The sequence below is a fragment of the Alistipes sp. CHKCI003 genome (genome assembly GCF_900021155.1).
GTDB classification, from domain to species: domain Bacteria; phylum Bacteroidota; class Bacteroidia; order Bacteroidales; family Rikenellaceae; genus Alistipes; species Alistipes excrementavium.
In genome coordinates, this window is sequence record NZ_FCNT01000047.1 from 1 (window position 1) to 18990 (window position 18990).

The window sequence follows — 18990 nt, forward strand, 5'->3', positions numbered from 1 at the left end:
CCCCCGCCGTACTGGCGGTCCTCTACGGAAACCGCGCCTTCGAAGGCGCTCTCGCGGAGCTGGCCGAAATCGCCGCGGCACAGGGATTCGTCCCCGTGGCGGCCGCAGCGTTCGTAGGCGAACACTCCGACTGCCGGACCGCTTCCCCATCGCCGCCGGACGGCCCGACGCCGCCGACCTCGCCGAGGCGGAAGCCTTCGGCCGACGGACGGCGCAGCGGCTCGCAGCCGCCGGATCCTGCGGCTCCGCAGGCGGCATGCAGGCAACGCAAGACGGACCGGCGGACCACGCGCCGCACGGACCCGAAGCCCGCGAAACGGCCGGAACCGCACAGGGGATGCCGCCCCGCAGCGGCGAAGCGCCCGGGAAGCCGGCAACGGAGGAGTGCGGAATCGCGCCGATCGACGTCCGCAAGATCGCGCATCCCGCCAGCGGGCTGTGGCCGACGTTGCGCTTCGTCCGGTTCGTGCTCGGCTACCGCCTCCGGCAGAAACGCCGTCCCGTCGTCTATCTCCCGCAGACCGCCCCCGCCGTCTGCGTGCGCTGCGGCCGCTGCGCGGCGCTTTGTCCCGTCGGAGCCATCGCCGCGGGCCGCGAGGAGCAGACGGACCCCGCACGCTGCATCCGCTGCTGCGCCTGCGTCAAGGGATGCCCCGTCGGGGCCCGCACGTTCGACACCCCTTTCGCGGCCGCCCTCTCCCGCAGTTTCCGCAGGCCCAAACCCAACGTGTTTCTGCCTCCGACGGAACGGGAGACGCCGAAGCAGCAAACGGAACGACAACAGCCGGACGGACGGCACCGGACGCCCGAAGCCGATCCTCCTGCGATCGGGCGTCCATGAGCCGGAAAAACGAAAAAGCAGAGAGGTAAAACGGGGTTGTCCGACGAGTTTTTTCAACCCTCCGAGCATTGCTATCCGGGAAAGTTCTCGATGAGCAGCACGAATAAAAACGGGCTGTCTAAGATTTGTTAGACAGCCCGTCCGTTTCCGCGGCGGAAGCGGTTACTCGATCTCGATACGGCGCGATGCGGCGGCGGCCTCTTCCTCCTTCTTCTTCGGGATCTCGATGGTCATCACGCCGTGCTCCATCCGGGCCGTGATCTTCTCCCGCTCCACGTTGTCGGGCAGCAGGAAACTCTGCTGGTACTGACTGTACGAGAATTCGCGGCGGAGATAGGTGCCCTTCTGCTTGCCTTCCTCCTTCTCCTCGTGTTTCTTTTCCAGCGAGATCACCAGCTCGTTATCGGGCGTGATGTCGACCTTGAAATCCTCCTTCGTCATACCCGGAGCCGCGACCTCGACCTTGAAATCGCGGTCGTTTTCGATGATATTCACGGCAGGCGCCGTGGAAGCGTTCGGACGATCCATCCACTCGTTGCCGAAAAATTCGTTGAAAATGCTGGGCAGCCAGTTCTGACTCTTTCTTGCAGGTACCATAATCTTGTCCTCCTTATTTTTTAGTTAAACGTTTTTCCTTTCGCACCGGTCCTTTCGGCACCGGCTCCACTCGTCATAAGGTCAAATCCTGTGCCAGCCGCAGCAATCTGCAAGAATGTCATGAATCGACACGAAAATCTGACGCGGCGGCCGGCCGGCACGCCATTTTTTCAGCCGCACGGCAGATTCCGGCCGGATATTTCGTACCTTTGCGGCATGGATTTCTTCGAACGGATACGCAACGACTACGGCCTCTCGGCCGGGGCCGTGCGGACGCTCGCCGCCGCGGCCGAACGGATCGACGCCGGACGCAAAACGTGTCTCGTGCGCGAAGGCGAACGGGACGCATGGCTCTATTTCGTCGAAGAGGGTTCGCTGCGCACCTATGTCATGCGCGAGGATCGCTGCGTGATCCTCAACTTCGCCTTCGAAGGCGACCCGGCGACCTCCGTGCTGGGCGTCGCGCCATCGGGTCTCGCGTTCGCCACGGTCGAAACCCTCGAACCGTCGCGCCTCGTCCGCATCCCGCGCATGCGCATGGACGAGTTGTTCCGCAGCTCCGCCGAGCTGGCCGACTGGGGGCGCCGCATGAGCGAGCGCATGCTCCGCAGCCACGAGGAGTATTTCGCCGATTACTCGTGGCGCGAAAAAGGCAAGCAATACTTCCGTCTTCTGGCGGAGTATCCCGAACTGCTCCTGCGCGTGCCGCTCAAGGATCTCGCGGCCTATCTTTTCGTAACGCCCCAAACCCTCAGCCGCATCCGCGCCGCCGTGAAGCGGAAATTACCATAAGATAACTTTTTTCGGCTGCCGAAGCGCTACCTTTGCCCCGCGAAAAAAACGTCAGAATCCTATGGAACGCGACAGCATCGATTTCAGAAACACCGCAATCCGCCGCCTCTTCCTGCGCTTTCTCCTGCCCACGGTGCTGGGGATGGTCAGTTCGGCGGTCTTCATCGTAACGGACGGCATCTTTGTCGGACGCGGCGTGGGCAGCGACGCTTTGGCGGCCGTCAATCTCGTTGCACCGGTCTACACCCTCGCCACGGGTCTCGGGCTCATGTTCGGCATGGGCTGCTCGGTCGTGGCATCGGTACACCTCGCGCGCGGCAAAGCCCGCGTGGCGGGCATCAACGTTACGCAGGCGCTCGCCGTACCGGCCGCGGGCCTCACGCTCGCCGCCGTCGTGCTCATGGCCGCATGGGAGCCCGTGCTCGCTCTGCTGGGCACGCCGGCCTCGCTGCTCGCTCCCGCACGCGAATACCTCTTGTGGTTCGTACCGTTCCTCATGCCCATCGCCCTCTTCAACATTCTGATGTTCACCGTGCGGCTCGACGGAGCCCCCAATTTCGTGATGGGCTGCAACCTGCTGGCCGCGGGGCTCAACATTGTACTCGACTACATCTTCATCTTCGTCTGCGGCTGGGGTCTGGCGGGCGCCGCCGTCGCCACGGGCATCGGCTACACGCTGGGGGCCTGCATCATGCTCCGCTACATGCTCCGCCGCAGCCGCACGCTGCGGCCCGTGGCACTGAAATTCAGCCCGCGCAGCCTGCGGCTCACGGCCCGCAACATCGGCTACATGACCTACGTGGGATTCCCTGCGCTGCTGAGCGAGCTGGCCATCTCGTGCATGATGGTGGCGGGCAACTACGCCTTCATCCGCTACGTGGGCAAGGAGGGCGTGGCTGCGTACAGCATCGCCTGCTACCTCTTCCCGATCATCTTCATGATTTACAGCGGCGTCATTCAGGCCGCACAGCCCATCATCAGCTACAACTACGGCGCCGGTCAGAACCGACGCGCGAACAAGGCGTTCCGGCTGGCACTGCTCACTGCGGCCGGCTTCGGAGCCGCGGTATGCGCCGCCACATGGCTGGGCGGCAACCGCCTCGCCGGCCTCTTCCTCACGCCCGACGCTCCGGCCTACGGCCATGCGCTTGCCGGTCTCAAACTCTTTTCGCTGGGCTACCTCTTCTTCGGGATCAACGTCGCGGCGACAGGCTATCTTCAGAGCCTCGAACGCGGCAAGGCCGCCGCAGGACTCACGGCGCTGCGGGGCATCGCGCTGATGGCGCTCGCATTCGCGCTGCTGCCCCGCTGGTGGGGCGAGACGGGCATCTGGCTCGCCGTCCCCGCCGCCGAACTGCTCACCGCCCTGCTGCTCGGTGCACTCCGGCTGCGCCTCCGGCGGCACCGCCCGACGGCGCGTTAGGCGTGCAGCGGGCCGCTAACGACGGACGGCAGCGCAAAGCAGGCGAAACAGGTACCGGACGACAACAAACAACAACCGACAACGCACAAAAGCGAGCCGCAGCAGTCCGCGAACGCCGGACGACAAAGCACAAGAGGTGCGGCGGACGACGCATAACGACAGATGCCGCCGGGAACCGTCGCCGCCGCGCCGCGAAGCACGCGACCGCCCTCCGTCGCAGACGGGCAGCCGCCCGTCGCCGGGATCAGAAGCGCCGCGTATAGCCGTGGCAGTAGGGACGCGTCCCCTTGCGCAGGTAGTAGTCCTGATGATAGGCTTCGGCGGGCCAGAAACGGCCGGCCGGCGCCACCTCGGTTACGACCTCGTAGCCTTTGGCCCGAAGCAGGGAGATCAATCTGTAAGCCACGGCACGCTGTTCGGGCGAGGTGTAGAATATCTCGGAACGATACTGGTCGCCGATGTCGGGCCCCTGTCCGTTCTCCTGCGTCGGATCGTGGATCTCGAAAAACAGCCGGGCGAGCGTCTCGTAGGAGACCCGCGAAGGATCGAACCGCACGCGCACCGTCTCGGCATGTCCCGTGCGGCCGCGCGAGACCTGTTCGTAGGTCGGCGACGGGGTCGATCCGCCCATATAGCCCGACTCCACGTCCACGACGCCATCCAGCTGGCGGAGCATGTGCTCCACGCCCCAGAAGCAGCCTCCGGCGAAATAGGCCGTCTCCACGGCCGGCCGCACGGCCGCCTCGGGCCGGCGTTCCGGCGAGGCCGCCTCATCGGCGGCCGGTTCGAAGACCATCGAGACCGAATTGACGCAGTGGCGCGTGTTTTTCGGCGTGAAACCCTCGCCCGCGAAGACGTGGCCCAGATGTCCGCCGCAGCGGGCGCAGACGATCTCCGTGCGGCGTCCGTCGGCATCGGGCACACGCTCGACGGCTCCGGCGACGGCATCGTCGAAGCTGGGCCAGCCGCACCCCGCATCGAATTTGTCCTGCGAACGGTAGAGCGGCGCGCCGCATTGACGGCAAAGGTAGGTGCCGTCTTCCCAACAGTCGTAATAGGCGCCCGAGAAGGGGCGTTCCGTACCTTTTTGCAGGATCACCCTGCGCTCTTCCGGTGTCAGCGATTTCATATTCTGTGCGATTGCGGGATGTGAGCATCCCAGTAAGACGATGCAAAACGAAACGATCCCCCCGAGGCGGCCAGCCGCATAGGGGCGGGCGGCAGCGGTCCCTTCCGGAGTGTGCCGCCGCGGCCGGCTCCATCGCCGGCAGAGAACGATTCCGAAACCGAATAATACGCTCTTTTCCATAATCACTCCGAACGGGGCAAAAACTGCGCCGCAGTACGGTTGCCGTTCCGAAACGTTTCGCTATCTTTGCAAAGGTATGGAACCGAATCCGAAATTGCAATTCCGACGCGCGGAACCCGCCGACGCGCCGCGCATCATGGAGATCATCCGCGAGGCACAGGCGCAGATGCGGGCGCTGGGCAGCGCACAATGGCAGGACGGCTACCCCGCCCTGCGGGACATCGAAGCGGATATCGCCGGCGGACGGGGCGTCGCGGCCGTCGGAACCGGCTGTTCGCCGGAACCCGCCGGCTGCACGGCAGCACCCGCAGACGAGACAGATCGCAGCGGCGAAACGAACGGCAGGAAGACGGACGGCGCCCGGATGCGGGCGGTCCGAACGGCGGAGCCGCGGGTCATCGCCTACGCTGCGGTCGTCTACGACGGCGAGCCGGCCTACGACGCGATCGAGGGCCGCTGGCTCACCGCAGGGCCTTATGTCGTCGTACACCGGCTCGCCGTGGCCGACGAAGCCAAAAGGCGCGGCACGGCGACCGCCTTTCTGTGCCACGTGGAGACCGAAGCCCGTGCACGGGGCATGCGCGGGTTCCGCATCGACACGGCGCACGACAACCGCTACATGCAGCGGTTGCTCCGCACGCTGGAGTTCACCCTTTGCGGCCGCATCCGGTACCGGAGCGGCGAACGGCTGGCCTACGAAAAACCGCTGGACGGGGCTCTCCCGGAGCCTACGGGGGCGAGGGATACGGCGGCCCAACGACCATGCCGCCCGGAGGACCGACGATGAAACGGGATCGGAGACAGAAAGCAGCAGTCGCACCTCCGATGTGCGGGGCGCAGACCGAACGGGCGGCCGAAACCTTCGCAGCCGCAGAGGGCGAGGCCGACGGCAGTCGTTTCATGCGGGGTACGATCGCCGGAGCGAAACATCCGCATCCGACGGTTGCGAACTGCACGTTCGACCACGTAACCTTCGTCGAATGCGATTTCAGGGGCATCCGTTTCACCGACGTGCGGTTCGACCATTGCGACCTCTCGAACCTCCGGCTCGACGGCGCGGCGTTCTGCCGCACGGAGTTCGCGGGCTGCAAACTGCTGGGCGCATCGCTGGCCGAGGCGTCGCTCTCCCATGTAACCGTATCGAATTCCAACTGCCGCTACCTCCACCTCGCGCAGGGCCGTCTGAAGATGTGCCGCTTCGAGGAGTGCGACCTCACGCAGGCCGTGCTCACCGGCTGCCGGCTTCAAGGAGCGGCATTCGACCGCTGCCGCCTCGCGGAGGCCGACTTTTCCCACACGTCGCTGCAAGGCATCGACCTGCGCAGCTGTCGGATCGAAGGGCTGCGGCTCCATCCGGCGGACCTTCGCGGAGCGATCGTCTCGACCGCACAGCTTCCGGACCTCGTGCCGCTGCTGGGCGTCGTGGCGGACGACGGCTACGAGTAGCGGTCGGACCGCTTCCGGCCGTCTTCGCCGCCGCACGCACGGCATGCAGCCGCACAGCATTCCACCCGAAGCATGCGCCCCGGAAGCAGCCGTCCTCCACCGATGCAAACGGTACGGGCTGCGGCGAAATGCCGTCCGCCGCACGCGGCGGCGGGCCGACGATACGGACAAAGCGACTTCGACGAACCATCGGCCCCGTGCGACCGCACGGAATGTACCGTTCGGCCCACATGCTCCCGTCGTCCGAAACGCCGCCGAGCCGCATCGCGGAGTCTCCGGAATGCGGCGTTTCCCGCGCCCGGCGAACGCCGCCCCCCCGAATTCATCGGAAAGCCGACCGCCCGGACTGCGCCGGACAGTGCCGCCGCACGCACGGAAAAAGCGCAAGAGCCGCTACCCTACTTTGCGGGTTTCCGCCCGCTGTCCGATACCCGTCCGGCAGCGGGTCTCTTTCTGCGCACCGACCAGCCGAAGCGGCCGATCGCTTCGCCCAACCCGAAATATTCGCCGTGGGAGTAGACCAGCGGACGGGCCCGTTCGAGATCGAAACGGCCGTCGGGGTCGATGTAGCGTTCGTCGGCCTGCACGTTGACCACCTCGGCGACGAACATGTCGTGCGTCCCGAGCGGCACGATCCGCTTCACGCGGCATTCGATCGACACGGGCGCCTCTTCGACCGTCGGAGCCGCCACGACCGCCGAGCGGCCCGGCGTGAGCCCCGTCTCGCGGAACTTGTCGTAGTCGCGGCCCGAACGGACCCCGCACCAGTCCGCAGCGCGGGCCAGCTCTTCGGTCGTGAGGTTGATGACGAACTCGCCCGTGCGGCGGATGATGCCGTAGGAGTGGCGCTCGGGACGTACCGAGATGTAACACATCGCGGGATCGGAACAGACCGTCCCCGTCCACGCCACGGTCAGCAGATTATACTCTTCGGGCACGGCACCGCAGCTGACCAGCACGGCAGGCAGCGGATAGATCATCGTCCCGGGTTTCCAATTTTGTTTCATAACTCGATTCAGCAATTACATACATTGATTCTTCCGAAATTCGGGCCGCCCGCCTCCCGAGAGCCTGCGGACGCGCCTGCGTCGTCCGTCGGGCGGAACCCCGTTCCGGCAAAGATAGTCATTTCCTCCGGAATCCGGCGCCGCGGAACGCCGGACCGCTACGAGCGATCGGCTTTGCCGGCGGGTTCGCGGCTCCGACCGCAGGTGCGGACGCCGCCCGACGCCCCCTCACCGCCGGACTTCGTTGCGGCAGAACCAGAACACGGAGGGCGGCGAACCGGACGCTGCGGAATCCGTCCGCACCGAAACCGAAGACCGCACCAGTCGGAGGGCCGGACCTCCGCCCCCCCTCATCCGCCGAAGCCGCCCCGGCCGGAGAGGGGCCGCACACGCACCCGTCGCCGCACACGCAAACGGAACGAACATCCGTCCGAACCGTCCACGATTAAAAACCGTCCCGCAGCGGAGATTCCCGATTTTCTTCGTAACTTTGCCGTTAAGAACAATCATCAAAGACCGCATACCTATGAAAACCACCTATCTGGGACTGGAGCTCCGAAGTCCGGTGATCGTAAGCAGTTCGCCCTACACCTCCACCGCCCAGACCATCGAACAATGCGCCCGACACGGCGCGGGCGCCGCGGTGCTGAAATCCATCTTCGAGGAGCAGATCATCCATCAGGCCGCAGCGCTGGAACAACACTCCGACTCGGCCTACGGCGATGCGGGGCTCTACTTGGAACGCTATCTGGGCGACGACTACAAGGCCCGCTTCCTGCAGCTGATCGGCGAGGCCCGCGCAGCGACGGACCTTCCGCTCATAGCCAGCATCAACTGCGTGGCCACGGGCGACGCATGGATCGAGTATGCGGAAGCGATGGCCGAGGCCGGCGCCGCGGCTCTCGAACTGAACATTTTCTTCCAGCCGACGGACATTCTCGAAGAGTCCCGGGAGATCGAACGCCGCTACGCCGAAATCGTCGGCAAGGTGGCCTCGGCCGTGCGGGTTCCCGTCTCCGTGAAACTCCCGATGCGTCTGACGAACGTCTGCAATCTGGGCAACCGTCTGCTGGGCTGCGGAGCCCGGGGAGCCGTGCTCTACAACCGCTTCTTCGAACCGGACGTGGACATCGAGAGGATCGCCTTCGCCGAAGGGTCGCCTTACAGCGAGCCTTCCGAACTGCGCAATCTGCTGCGCACGGCGGCCATCTTCACCTCCGTGCTCCCGCAACTGGACCTCTCGGTCTCGACGGGCGTGCACGACGGAGCGGCGGTAGTCAAGGCACTGCTGTGCGGCGCACGCACGGCACAGGTCTGCACGGCCATCCACAACGAAGGTTTCGGAATCATACGGCACATGAACGAATTCGTGGACCGCTGGGCCGAAAGCCACGGCTTCGAATCGCTCGAAGAGTTCCGCGGACGGCTCAATTTCCGGGACGATCCCTCGCCGGTCTATCAGCGCGTACAGTACATGCGCTATTTCCCCTCATCCGAAGAATAAACGAAATATGGAAAACAGAATCACGACCCTATTCGGCATCCGCCATCCGATCGTGGCGGGCGGCATGATCTGGTGCAGCGGCTGGCGTCTCGCGGCCGCCGTGAGCGAAGCGGGCGGATTGGGGCTGATCGGCTCGGGTTCGATGACGCCCGACCTGCTGCGCGAGCACATCCGCCGCTGCCGCGCCGCCACGACGCGACCGTTCGGCGTGAACGTGCCGCTCATGTACCGCTACGCGGAACCCATCCTGCACACGGTCATGGAGGAGCGCGTACCCGTGGTCTTCACCTCGGCCGGAAGCCCGAAGACATGGACCGCACGGCTCCACGAAGCCGGCTGCCGCGTCGCACACGTCGTGTCGAGCACGCTGTTCGCCCGCAAGTGCGAAGAGGCGGGCGTGGACGCCGTGGTCGCCGAAGGATTCGAGGCCGGGGGCCACAACGGACGCGAGGAGACCACAACGATGGTGCTCGTGCCGCAGGTCCGGCAGGCGGTGTCGATTCCGCTGATCGCCGCCGGAGGCATCGCCACCGGCAGCGGCATGCTCGCAGCCATGGCGCTCGGCGCCGAAGGGGTCCAGATGGGGACCCGCTTCGCCCTGTCCGAGGAGAGCTCGGCCAGCGAAGCCTTCAAGCGGCTCTGCACCGGCCTCAGCGAAGGAGGCACCATGCTGGCACTGAAGAAACTGAGCCCGACACGGCTCGTCAAAAACGGATTCTACCGGACGGTCGAGGAGGCCGAAAGCCGCGGTGCGACGGCCGAAGAGCTGCTGGCGCTCATCGGCTCGGGACGCACGCGCAAGGGTATCTTCGAAGGCGACACGGAGGACGGCGAACTCGAAATCGGACAAATCGCCTCGCTCATCCGCGACCTGCCGCCCGCCGGCGAGATCGTCCGGCGGATCGTCGACGAATACGACGCAGCGGCGAAGCGGATCGGGAGCCGCTGACACCCCGCGGCATACGGCGGAAAGAGACGCGGCGGAACGGCGTCCGGGAATGCCCGACGGGCGGCCTCCGCCCCCCTCGCGGGAAACGCGGTATGCCGGACCGCATGGCGGCGACATCCGGCTACGGACAGCGTGCAGCCGGGAATGTCCGACGGGCGATCTCCCGGCCGTAACGGTCCCGCTGCGCGGAAAACACGGGCATCGGTCCGCATGGCGGCGACATCCGTCGAGAACGAAAAAAGCATAGAAGCATACCGGGGGACACCGCAGACAGGGCGGTCTCGCGCGTCGGGGCAATCCGCCTTCGCCCCGGGTCGGAGCCGGGGGGGGGCACCCGTCTCCGCCGGACAGAACGCCGCAACGCGGCATCCCGGGAAGCGACGTTCCGGTCCGGAGCCGGGAGGGAGAGGGGGGGGGCGAATCCGAGACCGGTTACACCCGGTCCTTACAGATCGCGCCGTCTTTCATGATGAGCGCGAAATTGCGTTCGGGGTCCTCCAGCAAGGAGAGGTCTTGCAGGACATTCCCTTCGACGAGCAGCAGATCGGCCAACGCACCCTCCTCGACGACGCCCAACCGGCCCGGGTAGGGATTGCGTGCTCCGGACATCGCCAGCAGGCTCGCATTGACCGAAGTAACCATCCGGAGAATCTCCGGATTCGCAAACCACTTTTGCAGCTTCACGATACCGTGGTTCTGGTATTTCGTATGGGCCGGATCGAACAGCAGATCCGTTCCCCACGCAAGTTTCACCCCGTATTGCTTCGCCAGACGATACGTGCGGTCGGTGCCCTCCGTGATCCGGATGTGTTTGGCCTCCTGCACGGGCGACGGATAGGAGTTGTCCTCCGCCGAGAAGGGCTGCATGCAGAGCCACGCACCGCTTCGGGCCAGCAGCTCCATCGTCGGTTCGTCGATCAGATGACCGTGTTCGATGCTGCGCACTCCGGCTTTCAGCGCGCGGGCGATCCCGCGCGGATTGTAGACATGCACCATCACATAGGTCCCCCAATCTTCGGCGGCCCGGACGGCGGTCCGGATCTCCTCCTCGAAAAATTCGGTTACGTCCAGCGGATCGTAGAGCGATGCCGCGCCGCCGCCCGCCATCAGCTTGATCTGGGAGGCTCCCTGACGCAGATTCTCGCGCACGGCCGCCGCGACCGCATCGGGTCCGTCGGCGATCCGCGAGGCTCCGAGCTGCTCGATGTGCGTCATCTCGCAGCCGCAGCCGCCGTGGGCATGTTCGTAGATCATCCTGAAATCCCCGTGTCCCGAGGTCTGGGAGATCATCGCCCCGCTGGGATAGATCCGAGGCCCGTCCAGCACGCCGTCGTCGATCGCCTTCTTCAGTCCGAAGACGGGTCCGCCCGCGTCGCGGACGGTCGTAAATCCGCGCATGAGCGTGGCACGGGCCTCGCGGCCCGCCACCAGATGCGTGTAGGAGGGTTCGCCTGCCAGCAGATCCATCATCGTATTGCAGCACAGGTAAGCGTGCCAATGAGCGTCGATGAGGCCGGGCATCAGAAAACGCCCCTTTCCGTCGATGCGCCGCACGGCCTCGCCCGATGCGGTTTCGGAGGTCGTGCGGGCGATCTTTTCGATCCGGTTGTTCCGGACGAGCACGCTGCCTGCGAAGGTCCGTGCGTTCGTGCCGTCGAAAATTTCGACGTCGTCGATTAGAATGACCGAGTCCATATGATTCCTTTTCGAAAGTTACAGCATCGCATCCAGATGGAACAGTTTCGCAACCCCCGCAACCACGATCTGCATGCCCACGCAAAAAGTGAAAAATGCGACCATCTTGTTGATGACGATCGTCCCGTTGCTGCCCAGCTTCTGCATGATCCGGTGGCCCTGCGAAAGAAAAAGATAGAGTATGAGGCACATCAGGACGATGACGACGGCGATCACGAGGTAGTTGACGGCGCTCCGCACCCAGTCGTCTTTCGTGCTGGCCGAAGCCATCAGCGTCAGGATGACCGACACGCTGCCCGGACCGATGCTGATGGGAAAGGTGATCGGATAGAAAATCTGCGACTCGATCGCTTCGAGGTCGATCGGCTCCGCGCTCCTGTTCGCCGGCCGGCGGACGACGGACGAATCGGAGTCGCCGAGCCACGACAGCGCCGTACGGCAGATCAGCAGACCGCCGCCAAGCTGCACGACCGGAAGCGACAGATCGAACAGCAGCAGCACGAAGTGTCCGATCGCCAGACTGCCCAATCCGACGCACAGATAATCGATCAGAATCCTCCGGATGATGGTTTTGCGGTTCGTGGAGTCGAGCCCCGACAGAAAACCGTTCACGATGAAGCCCGCTCCCACGGGATTCGCCACGGGAAACAGCGCCATGAAGGCGGATATGAACATGAAAGCGAAACCTTCTTTTAACATCTTGCTCCGAGTCGTGTTGAGAGTCGTGCGCCACCCCTCCGGCATCGCGGCGCAGGCGTATCGGTCCGGCGCTCGACACGCATCGGACGGCAGCCCGATGCTTCGAAGCAGTTCCAGCAAGAATGGTGCAAGGCTTTGCCGGTCGCATGCGCGATGTCCGGCGAACGGACCGGCCGGTCCGTTCGGAACCGCCGCATCTCCCGGAAACAGAAAGCGTGCCGCCGCGTCGTACACATGCAATCACCCGGGGCAGCGCTTGCGCGGCCGCTCTCCGGCGGATCGCCGAGCATCCGTGCGGGCGGACAAACCGCGAAATCCCCACGACATCGGATCGGCAGGCGGCCGCCTCAGGGTTTTCGCCCGTCGAGCCGGAGCAACCGGCACCGGAAGGCGCACACCCGCTCCCGGCCGGCCGTGCGCCGAAAAACCTCGCGGCGCGGCTCTTCCCGCTCCCGACGGAGCACAAGCCGGCCGCGGGAGTGCCGGAGGCAACGGCGCCCCCCCGAAACCCTGCGAGGGCCAATCCCCACCGCCGGCCGACAAACCGCAAATACGGTCCGAACCCGGACCCGAAGCTCCGCCGCGGAGCAAAAAAACTTCGATAAGAATGTCCGCCCCATCCGCAGGTCTACGCCCTCGCACCGTCCCCGGCCCTGCGCGTCTTCCGTCCGTACTGTCCCGACGCATGCCGCGGCGATACGCTGCATCCGCGTCGTCGCCCCATCGGGAAAGGGCACAAAGCAGCGGCTCCGCGACAAGCCGCCCCTCCTCTCGGGAAGCGCATATTCGGAAAAGATTCCGAGAAAGAGAGGCAGGGGGGGGGATAAAAAGAGGCTGTCCAAAACGCATCAGACAGCCTCTTTCGGAAAGCGGGTTCCGCTCATTTCTTCGCGGTCCGACGTCTTTTCTTCAGCCACAGATAGTAACCCGTGAGCGGGAGCGTACCGCCGATCAGTGCGCTCAGGAAATAGAGTATCTTGGTCGTCATCCCGCCCCATGATCCGGTGTGGAAGGCATAGAACCACCCCCGCAAGCTCTGCGAGCGGGGTGCATCCCGATAGCGGTCGACTCCCTCGATGCGGCCGTCGCGCGGATCGAACCGCGCCGTATCCGTGCGACGCATCGACGTGTGCGGATCGGGAACGATCCGAGCGTTGCGCTCGTTCAGCGTGATGGTCTTGTAGACGGGATACCGCATCTTCAATTCGTCCAGCACGCCGTCCCACACGGCATAGTCGAACGGCTCTGCGGCCGTTTCCACCCCCCGGCCGCCTTCTCCGCCGCGTGCCGGACGCACGCTATTCCCCTTGGCCGGCTGGGAGGAGGCCGCAGTCTGCTGCGCGCCGCCGCCGAAGAGCGAATAGGCGGCCTCACGATACCATCCGAACGACCACGTGAGTCCGGTCAGAGCCATCGCCAACAGGAAAAGTGCGGCATAGAAGCCCAGCACCGTATGGCTGTCGTACCAGAACCGGCGCCAGCCGTTCGTGCACGACACCTTCAACCGTTGTTTCAGCGCCTTGCGGGTCCGGGGCACCCAGATCGCCAGACCGCTCACGAGAATCACGACCAGCAGGAGCGTCGTAACGCCCACCACGCCCTTGCCGATCGACGGCTGTCCCTTTGCCGCCGGAGCGTCCATCAGCCAGCGGTGGAGTTTGCGCGTCGTCTGGAAAAAACCGTACTTTTTCGTCCATCCGTTCACCTCGCCGGTGTAGGGATTCACGCTCAATGTCCGGCGGGCCGCCCCCTCGAAACCCGCCATGCAGGCTTCACGCGGATCGCCCGACAGTTGCAGGGACGAGAGCTTCAGCGTATCGGGCATCTGTTCCCGGATGCGCGCCGCCAACTGCGAGGGCGCCAGCGGCTGCACGCCCTCGGGCGGCGCGACCCGGTAGAGCTGCGGATCGAGCGCCCGCGTGATCTCCTGTTCGAAAACAAGTGTGGCTCCGCTCAGGCAGATGACCGAGACCAAAATGCCGAGCGGAACGGAGAGCCACAAATGAATTTTCGCAAAAAATTTTCTCATCGTCTTTTAGCGCTGTACGGAGAGCTTGCCGGCCGTACTGACGGCGTCGGCCTCGACCGTGAGCCCTTTCGTCGCCCGTCCGGTTTTCACGTCGATCTTGTAGAACGCGGGACGGTCGCCGCCCGTTACCGTAACGGCGATGTAAGCGCAGCCGTTTTCGCCGTAAGGCTCGCCGCCGAATCCGGCCAGATCGTCGGGGAAGCCCGTAACGGGAGTAATCGTTCGATCCTCGGCCTTGAAGATCGCCAGTTCGTCGGTAGCGGCGCTCGTACCGCTCATCATCCCCTCGACACCGTCGGAATAGAGCTGAAGCAGGAAATAGTCCTCCGTTATGTGCCAGCAACGGTAGATCGGATGCCGCGTGCCGATCTCTTCGAAGTTCACATAGTATGAGGGATCGAACGTCGTCTCGCCCTTCTTGATGCGCACCACGCCCGAGGGCAGCTTGCCCGTAACCTTTTTCAGCTCGTCGGACGAAGTGAACGTGCGTCCGTATCCCGGCGAGAAGACATAGAGGTCGCCGTTGTCGGCCGCCCAGATGGTCTGGTAGTACTGCGAGCGCATACGGCCGCTGGCGAACCCGATCTTGTCCGTCTCGGCGATGACGGGCGTCTCCTCGAAATTGTCGCCGCTGTAAATGGCGATATAAGCCTTGTCGGGATACTGCGTCGAGGGAATGACGCCGGACGTATAGGAGCCGCTGCCCGATCCGCCGTCCTTGGTCGTTATCAACTCCGGATCGGTTACCTTGTCCGGCCACTTCTTGATGCCGTAGCGGCTCATACCCATCGGCACGACCGAGGTGTAGAGTTTGCCGTTGGCCTCGACGATCCCCGCGAAGGTTACCTTCTCGCCGTTGCCGAGGAAATTCTCGGCCAGCACGGCGCTCTCGGACTGCGATCCGGTCGTGGCGTCGAGGTAGTTGAACAGAAGGGCCTGCGCCACGTCGTCGCCGTCCTTTTCGGTCGAGTCGCCCGTGGAGGCCGTAATCACGTAGTCGCCCCACGTACCGTACGTGGTGATGCGGTTGTACTCGTAGGTGTACTTCTTCGTCGGCTGGCCGGCTTCGTTCAGGTAGTAGGAAGCTCCCGTTCCGGCACCGCCCTTGTTATAGACCAACGCGAAGACGTACTTGTCGTCCTTGAACACCCAGTAGGTCCCCTCGATCACCTCCGTGCCCTGTCCCACGGTGCTCACGCTGCCTTCGTCGAGCGACGGAGCCACGACCAGATAGCTGGCGTCGTCCACCGTGGCCGCGATGACATAAGCCTCGTCCGTATCGGCCGGCACCGGAGGTTCGTTTCCACCGCCATTGCCATTGCCGTCATCGTCCGTGCATGAGGTCAGACAACTGCCGCCGAGGCAGAATCCGATGGCCAAAGCCCACATAAAATACTTTTTCATAGATATTCGTTTTTTATTTGATAGTGTTTCAATTCCCGAAGTGCACCCGGACTTTGAAGTAGAAGGCCCGTCCGGCTTTCTGAAGGCTGAAGTTGTCGTACAACCGGGCGTCGGTGAGGTTGCGGCACTCCACGGAAAGGTTGTAGCGCCCGTGCATCAGACTGTACGACACAGAGACGTTGTGCGAGAACTGATCGGGCACGTAGGCTTTGGAACTCTTGTCGCCGATGTTCTCCCATTTGAGCGGGAACTCATGCTGCCAGAAACTATCGTAGGTGATCGTCAGCGTGTTTCCCTTGGCGAACAGGTCGTGCCAGAAGAAGCTGGCGTCGACGTTGGCGAACCGGTAGGGAGTGTTCGGCAGACGGACCTTGTAGTGCATGCTCGCCTGCTGCGAATTTCCCGTCCAGTTCTTCTCCCAGTCGCGCGTGTCGATGCTGTTGTAGGTTCCCCCGACATTGAACCACCGCGCGAAGGCATAGCGCAGCGAGATGTTGTAGCCTTTGGTCTTCACATGTCCGTGGTTCTCGTAGATGCCGTACTGCGTGCTTCCGTGTTTTCCCAGACTGCGCTTGATGTAGTCCTTCGTATTGCGGTAGATCAGGCTGCCGTCGACGTAGATGTTGTGCCGGCCCAACAAAACGCTGTAGCTGAGATTGAAGTTGAAATTGTCGCTCTTCTCGGGTTTCAGATCGGTCTTGCCGGCTTCGAGGTCTTCGTCGCCGAACAGCTCGTCGGTGGTGGGCAGACGATAGGCTTTCTCGTAGGAGAGCTTCGCCTGCAGCTCCTTCAGGATATGGTAGGTTCCGGCGACTCCGTACCCCCACGAACTGACCCGCTTGTCGAGGTTGATGTAGTTGCCCACGCCGTCGGCGCTCTGCGATACGGGGCCTTCGTTATACTGGTTGTAGTATTTGACGAATGCCGATGCGTTCCATTTCTCCGAAGGCATCAGACGGTAGGAGAGGCCGCTGATGTTTTTGCGCGTGATCTTCGGGATGTCGAAATCCGTCAGCACGGAGGATGTGCCCACGTAGGATCGGCTCGTGCGGCGGAAATTGCTGAAGATGTGGTTGAAAGTCAGGAAGTGCATCCGACCGATGCGGTAGTTCAGATTCAGCGTGGCATTCCAGTTCGTATTTTTCGACTCGCTGTTCTGATAGGACTGCTCGCCGCGGCTGTCCGTCGGATAATACTGTCCGTACCAGTTGTAGGCACGGGCCGCCGTGTCGATGTTGCGGGTGATGTTGTGGTTGTAATTGGCCGTTATCGTCAGGTCGAGGCGCTTGACGAGGAAATTGCGCTTTTGATACTCCAGCGACGGCATGAAAGAGTGTCCCTTGCGGTGTTTCTCTCCGAAGACGATCTCCTGATAAACGCCCGTCTGGATCTCCTTGTAGAAATTGGAATACGAAAAGCCCAGCACCAGCCGGTCGGCCCACTTCTTGCCCACGAAGCCGACCTTGCCCATCACGACCTCGTTGTGGAACGCATCGTTGAATCGGCGGACGCGCTTCACGTCGTTCTCGTCCACCGGGAATTTGTGCACCGATCCGTCCTCCCCGATCTCGAACTCCCGCACCCAGTTGTCGATGTGATAGTCGTTGTCCGAATAGTTCTGGAAAGCGTTGATTTCGTACATGAAGCCGCTCTTGAAAGTCTGCCCGAAATCGACGTAGGAGCGGTGCGTATTGAACGATCCGTAGGAGTAGGAGGCATCGGCGAACCAGCTGCGGCGGTTTTTGTTCGTAACGATATTCACCACGCCTCCGATGGCGTCGGTCCCGAACTCCACGGGAACCACGCCCTTGTAGACCTCGATGCGTTCGGCGAAATTGACCGGTATGTTGTTCAGGTCGAAAGCCGTACCTGCCCCCTCCTGCGGCACTCCGTCAATGAAGACTTTGACATGTTTCCCGCTGAATCCGTCCAGCATCAACTGCATGTCGGAACCCACGCCGCCCGATTCGCGAAGCTTCATGCCCGGCAGCTGCGAAAGCGCGTCGCTCAGGTTCTTGGTCGAATTTTGCAACTCCCGGGTGTCCAAAGCCACGGCATTGAAAGGCGATCGGCGGATGCGGCTCACGCCGCTGCCCGTTACGACGACCTCCTCCACTTCCGTAACCGAAGGCTGCAGGACGATCGTGCGGCGGTGGGGGGGGGTGGAGCGCGACTTGTGTCCGACAACGACGTCCGTCTGGCTGGGCTCGAAGCCCACGGCTGAAACGATCAGTTCGTAGGCACCGGCCGGAGCGTGCAGACGGAAGAATCCCTTGTCGTCGGTCGTGCATCCGTAATGGGTACCTTTCAGATAGACGGTAGCCGAATGGACGGCGGAACTGTCCGCGGATACGACCCGCCCGGCGAGAGCGGGCAGCGGCCGATGTCCTCGATGTTCGCGGGCGGGATGCTGAGCCGCAGCCGGAAAGTTCCAGCTCAACGCCAGCGCCAAGATGAAAATCCGGAAAAGAGTCCGTTTGAACACGTCGTTTGCAACAAAAGCCATATCAGATCGATTTCCTCATTTTGGGGCTACAAAGATCGGCGATTCCGGGAGACACGGCAATCCCCATTTTTCGGTATTTTACACACGACTCGCCACCCAATCAGGTAGATATCCCTTGAAAGACGAAGATGCCCGACCGCCCGCCGGAGAATCCCGCTCAACCGGAGCACATCCGGCGTCCGGGCAGCGCCAGCAGCATTTTCCAGCCGAAGGCCATGCCCTCGAAGAGCGGACGATCCGTCAGGCGGCCGTCGCTCCGACGGCGGGAAGGATGCCGAAGGCCGCGTCCGAAACAGACGGCCTACCATCCTCCCGAGGCCAGACGGGAAGCGCCCTGTCCGCCCCCCCCGCATTCCCGCCCGGCGGCGAAGAAACGGCGCACCGAAAAGATCGTCGGTTACGCAGAAGCACCGTACGTCCCTGCCGGCGGACGAACTGCGCATAGCTCGGGACATCGGATCGGCGGGCGATCGCCTGCCGGTGCTCGCCCGCCACGCGGCAGAGAGGCTTCCGCCCCGACGGCGATCCCGAATACCGTCTTCGGGGCGACACGAGACGACCGACGGGCCGGGTTCTGCACAATCCGGAAATATCGCCATTTTTATACTCCGGAATCGGCTTTGTTCCGTTCAGATCGCGGCGCGGTGCGGCATCGGAGAGGTCGTATCTCCGGAAGAGGCTCTCTCGGGAAAGAGTACCGGTACGCCGGCCATTGCCGCCCGACTGCCCCGTACATCGGCCCGGCACCGACACGTCTCAACGTGCCGGCCTCCGGAGGGGGGGGGGGGG

General features: G+C 63.6%; 15 protein-coding genes. 7 read left to right on the forward strand and 8 right to left on the reverse strand.

Going from position 1 to position 18990, the window contains the following annotated elements; translation table 11 throughout:
- Window positions 1-256: 256 nt before the first annotated feature.
- Window positions 257-841 (forward strand): DUF362 domain-containing protein, encoded by a 585-nt coding sequence (locus BN3659_RS12845; protein WP_141682511.1) that lies wholly within the window; start codon window positions 257-259, stop codon window positions 839-841.
- A 162-nt stretch (window positions 842-1003) separates the two neighbouring features.
- On the opposite strand, the gene BN3659_RS05645 is transcribed toward BN3659_RS12845, so the two are convergent.
- Window positions 1004-1438: an Hsp20/alpha crystallin family protein gene (locus BN3659_RS05645; RefSeq protein WP_091535250.1), complete on the reverse strand. Its 435-nt coding sequence runs from the start codon at window positions 1436-1438 to the stop codon at window positions 1004-1006.
- A 216-nt stretch (window positions 1439-1654) separates the two neighbouring features.
- Between BN3659_RS05645 and BN3659_RS05650 the strand changes: the two genes are divergently transcribed.
- Window positions 1655-2230 carry a Crp/Fnr family transcriptional regulator gene (locus BN3659_RS05650; protein ID WP_091535252.1) on the forward strand — a complete coding sequence of 192 codons (576 nt, stop codon included), beginning with the start codon at window positions 1655-1657 and terminating at the stop codon, window positions 2228-2230.
- 61 nt (window positions 2231-2291) lie between these two features.
- Window positions 2292-3653 (forward strand): MATE family efflux transporter, encoded by a 1362-nt coding sequence (locus tag BN3659_RS05655; RefSeq protein WP_091535253.1) that lies wholly within the window; start codon window positions 2292-2294, stop codon window positions 3651-3653.
- 244 nt (window positions 3654-3897) lie between these two features.
- Here the strand turns inward: BN3659_RS05655 and BN3659_RS05660 are convergent, their stop codons facing one another.
- Entirely contained in the window at window positions 3898-4782 is an 885-nt protein-coding gene (locus BN3659_RS05660; protein ID WP_091535255.1) for a bifunctional methionine sulfoxide reductase B/A protein, read from the reverse strand.
- Window positions 4783-5038: 256 nt separating this feature from the next.
- Here BN3659_RS05660 and BN3659_RS05665 point away from each other — a divergent pair, with 256 nt between their 5' ends.
- Entirely contained in the window at window positions 5039-5749 is a 711-nt protein-coding gene (locus tag BN3659_RS05665; protein WP_091535256.1) for a GNAT family N-acetyltransferase, read from the forward strand.
- The gene (locus tag BN3659_RS05670; protein ID WP_171847718.1) at window positions 5746-6408 is read left to right on the forward strand and encodes a pentapeptide repeat-containing protein; all 663 of its coding nucleotides are present in this window, start codon (window positions 5746-5748) and stop codon (window positions 6406-6408) included. Before BN3659_RS05665 ends, BN3659_RS05670 begins: the two co-directional genes overlap by 4 nt.
- 398 nt (window positions 6409-6806) lie before the next feature.
- Here the strand turns inward: BN3659_RS05670 and BN3659_RS05675 are convergent, their stop codons facing one another.
- Complete coding sequence (locus tag BN3659_RS05675; RefSeq protein WP_091535259.1) at window positions 6807-7415, reverse strand: flavin reductase family protein; 609 nt, start codon at window positions 7413-7415, stop codon at window positions 6807-6809.
- Between the two features lie 526 nt (window positions 7416-7941).
- Here BN3659_RS05675 and BN3659_RS05680 point away from each other — a divergent pair.
- Complete coding sequence (locus tag BN3659_RS05680; protein ID WP_091535261.1) at window positions 7942-8919, forward strand: dihydroorotate dehydrogenase-like protein; 978 nt, start codon at window positions 7942-7944, stop codon at window positions 8917-8919.
- A gap of 7 nt (window positions 8920-8926) precedes the next feature.
- Window positions 8927-9868 (forward strand): NAD(P)H-dependent flavin oxidoreductase, encoded by a 942-nt coding sequence (locus BN3659_RS05685; RefSeq protein WP_091535262.1) that lies wholly within the window; start codon window positions 8927-8929, stop codon window positions 9866-9868.
- 432 nt (window positions 9869-10300) lie between these two features.
- Here the strand turns inward: BN3659_RS05685 and BN3659_RS05690 are convergent, their stop codons facing one another.
- The 5 genes from BN3659_RS05690 to BN3659_RS05710 form a co-directional block, all read right to left on the reverse strand.
- On the reverse strand, window positions 10301-11563 hold the full coding sequence (locus BN3659_RS05690) for a metal-dependent hydrolase family protein (protein WP_091535265.1): 1263 nt from the start codon (window positions 11561-11563) through the stop codon (window positions 10301-10303).
- 18 nt (window positions 11564-11581) lie between these two features.
- Window positions 11582-12262: a MarC family protein gene (locus BN3659_RS05695; RefSeq protein ID WP_091535271.1), complete on the reverse strand. Its 681-nt coding sequence runs from the start codon at window positions 12260-12262 to the stop codon at window positions 11582-11584.
- 880 nt (window positions 12263-13142) lie between these two features.
- Window positions 13143-14291, reverse strand: coding sequence for a PepSY-associated TM helix domain-containing protein (locus tag BN3659_RS05700; RefSeq protein ID WP_091535267.1), 1149 nt, complete (start codon window positions 14289-14291; stop codon window positions 13143-13145).
- 6 nt (window positions 14292-14297) lie between these two features.
- Window positions 14298-15695, reverse strand: coding sequence for a DUF4374 domain-containing protein (locus BN3659_RS05705; RefSeq protein ID WP_091535268.1), 1398 nt, complete (start codon window positions 15693-15695; stop codon window positions 14298-14300).
- A gap of 28 nt (window positions 15696-15723) precedes the next feature.
- Window positions 15724-18201, reverse strand: a complete 2478-nt coding sequence (locus BN3659_RS05710; RefSeq protein WP_091535270.1) for a TonB-dependent receptor — start codon at window positions 18199-18201, stop codon at window positions 15724-15726.
- Window positions 18202-18990: the final 789 nt, after the last annotated feature.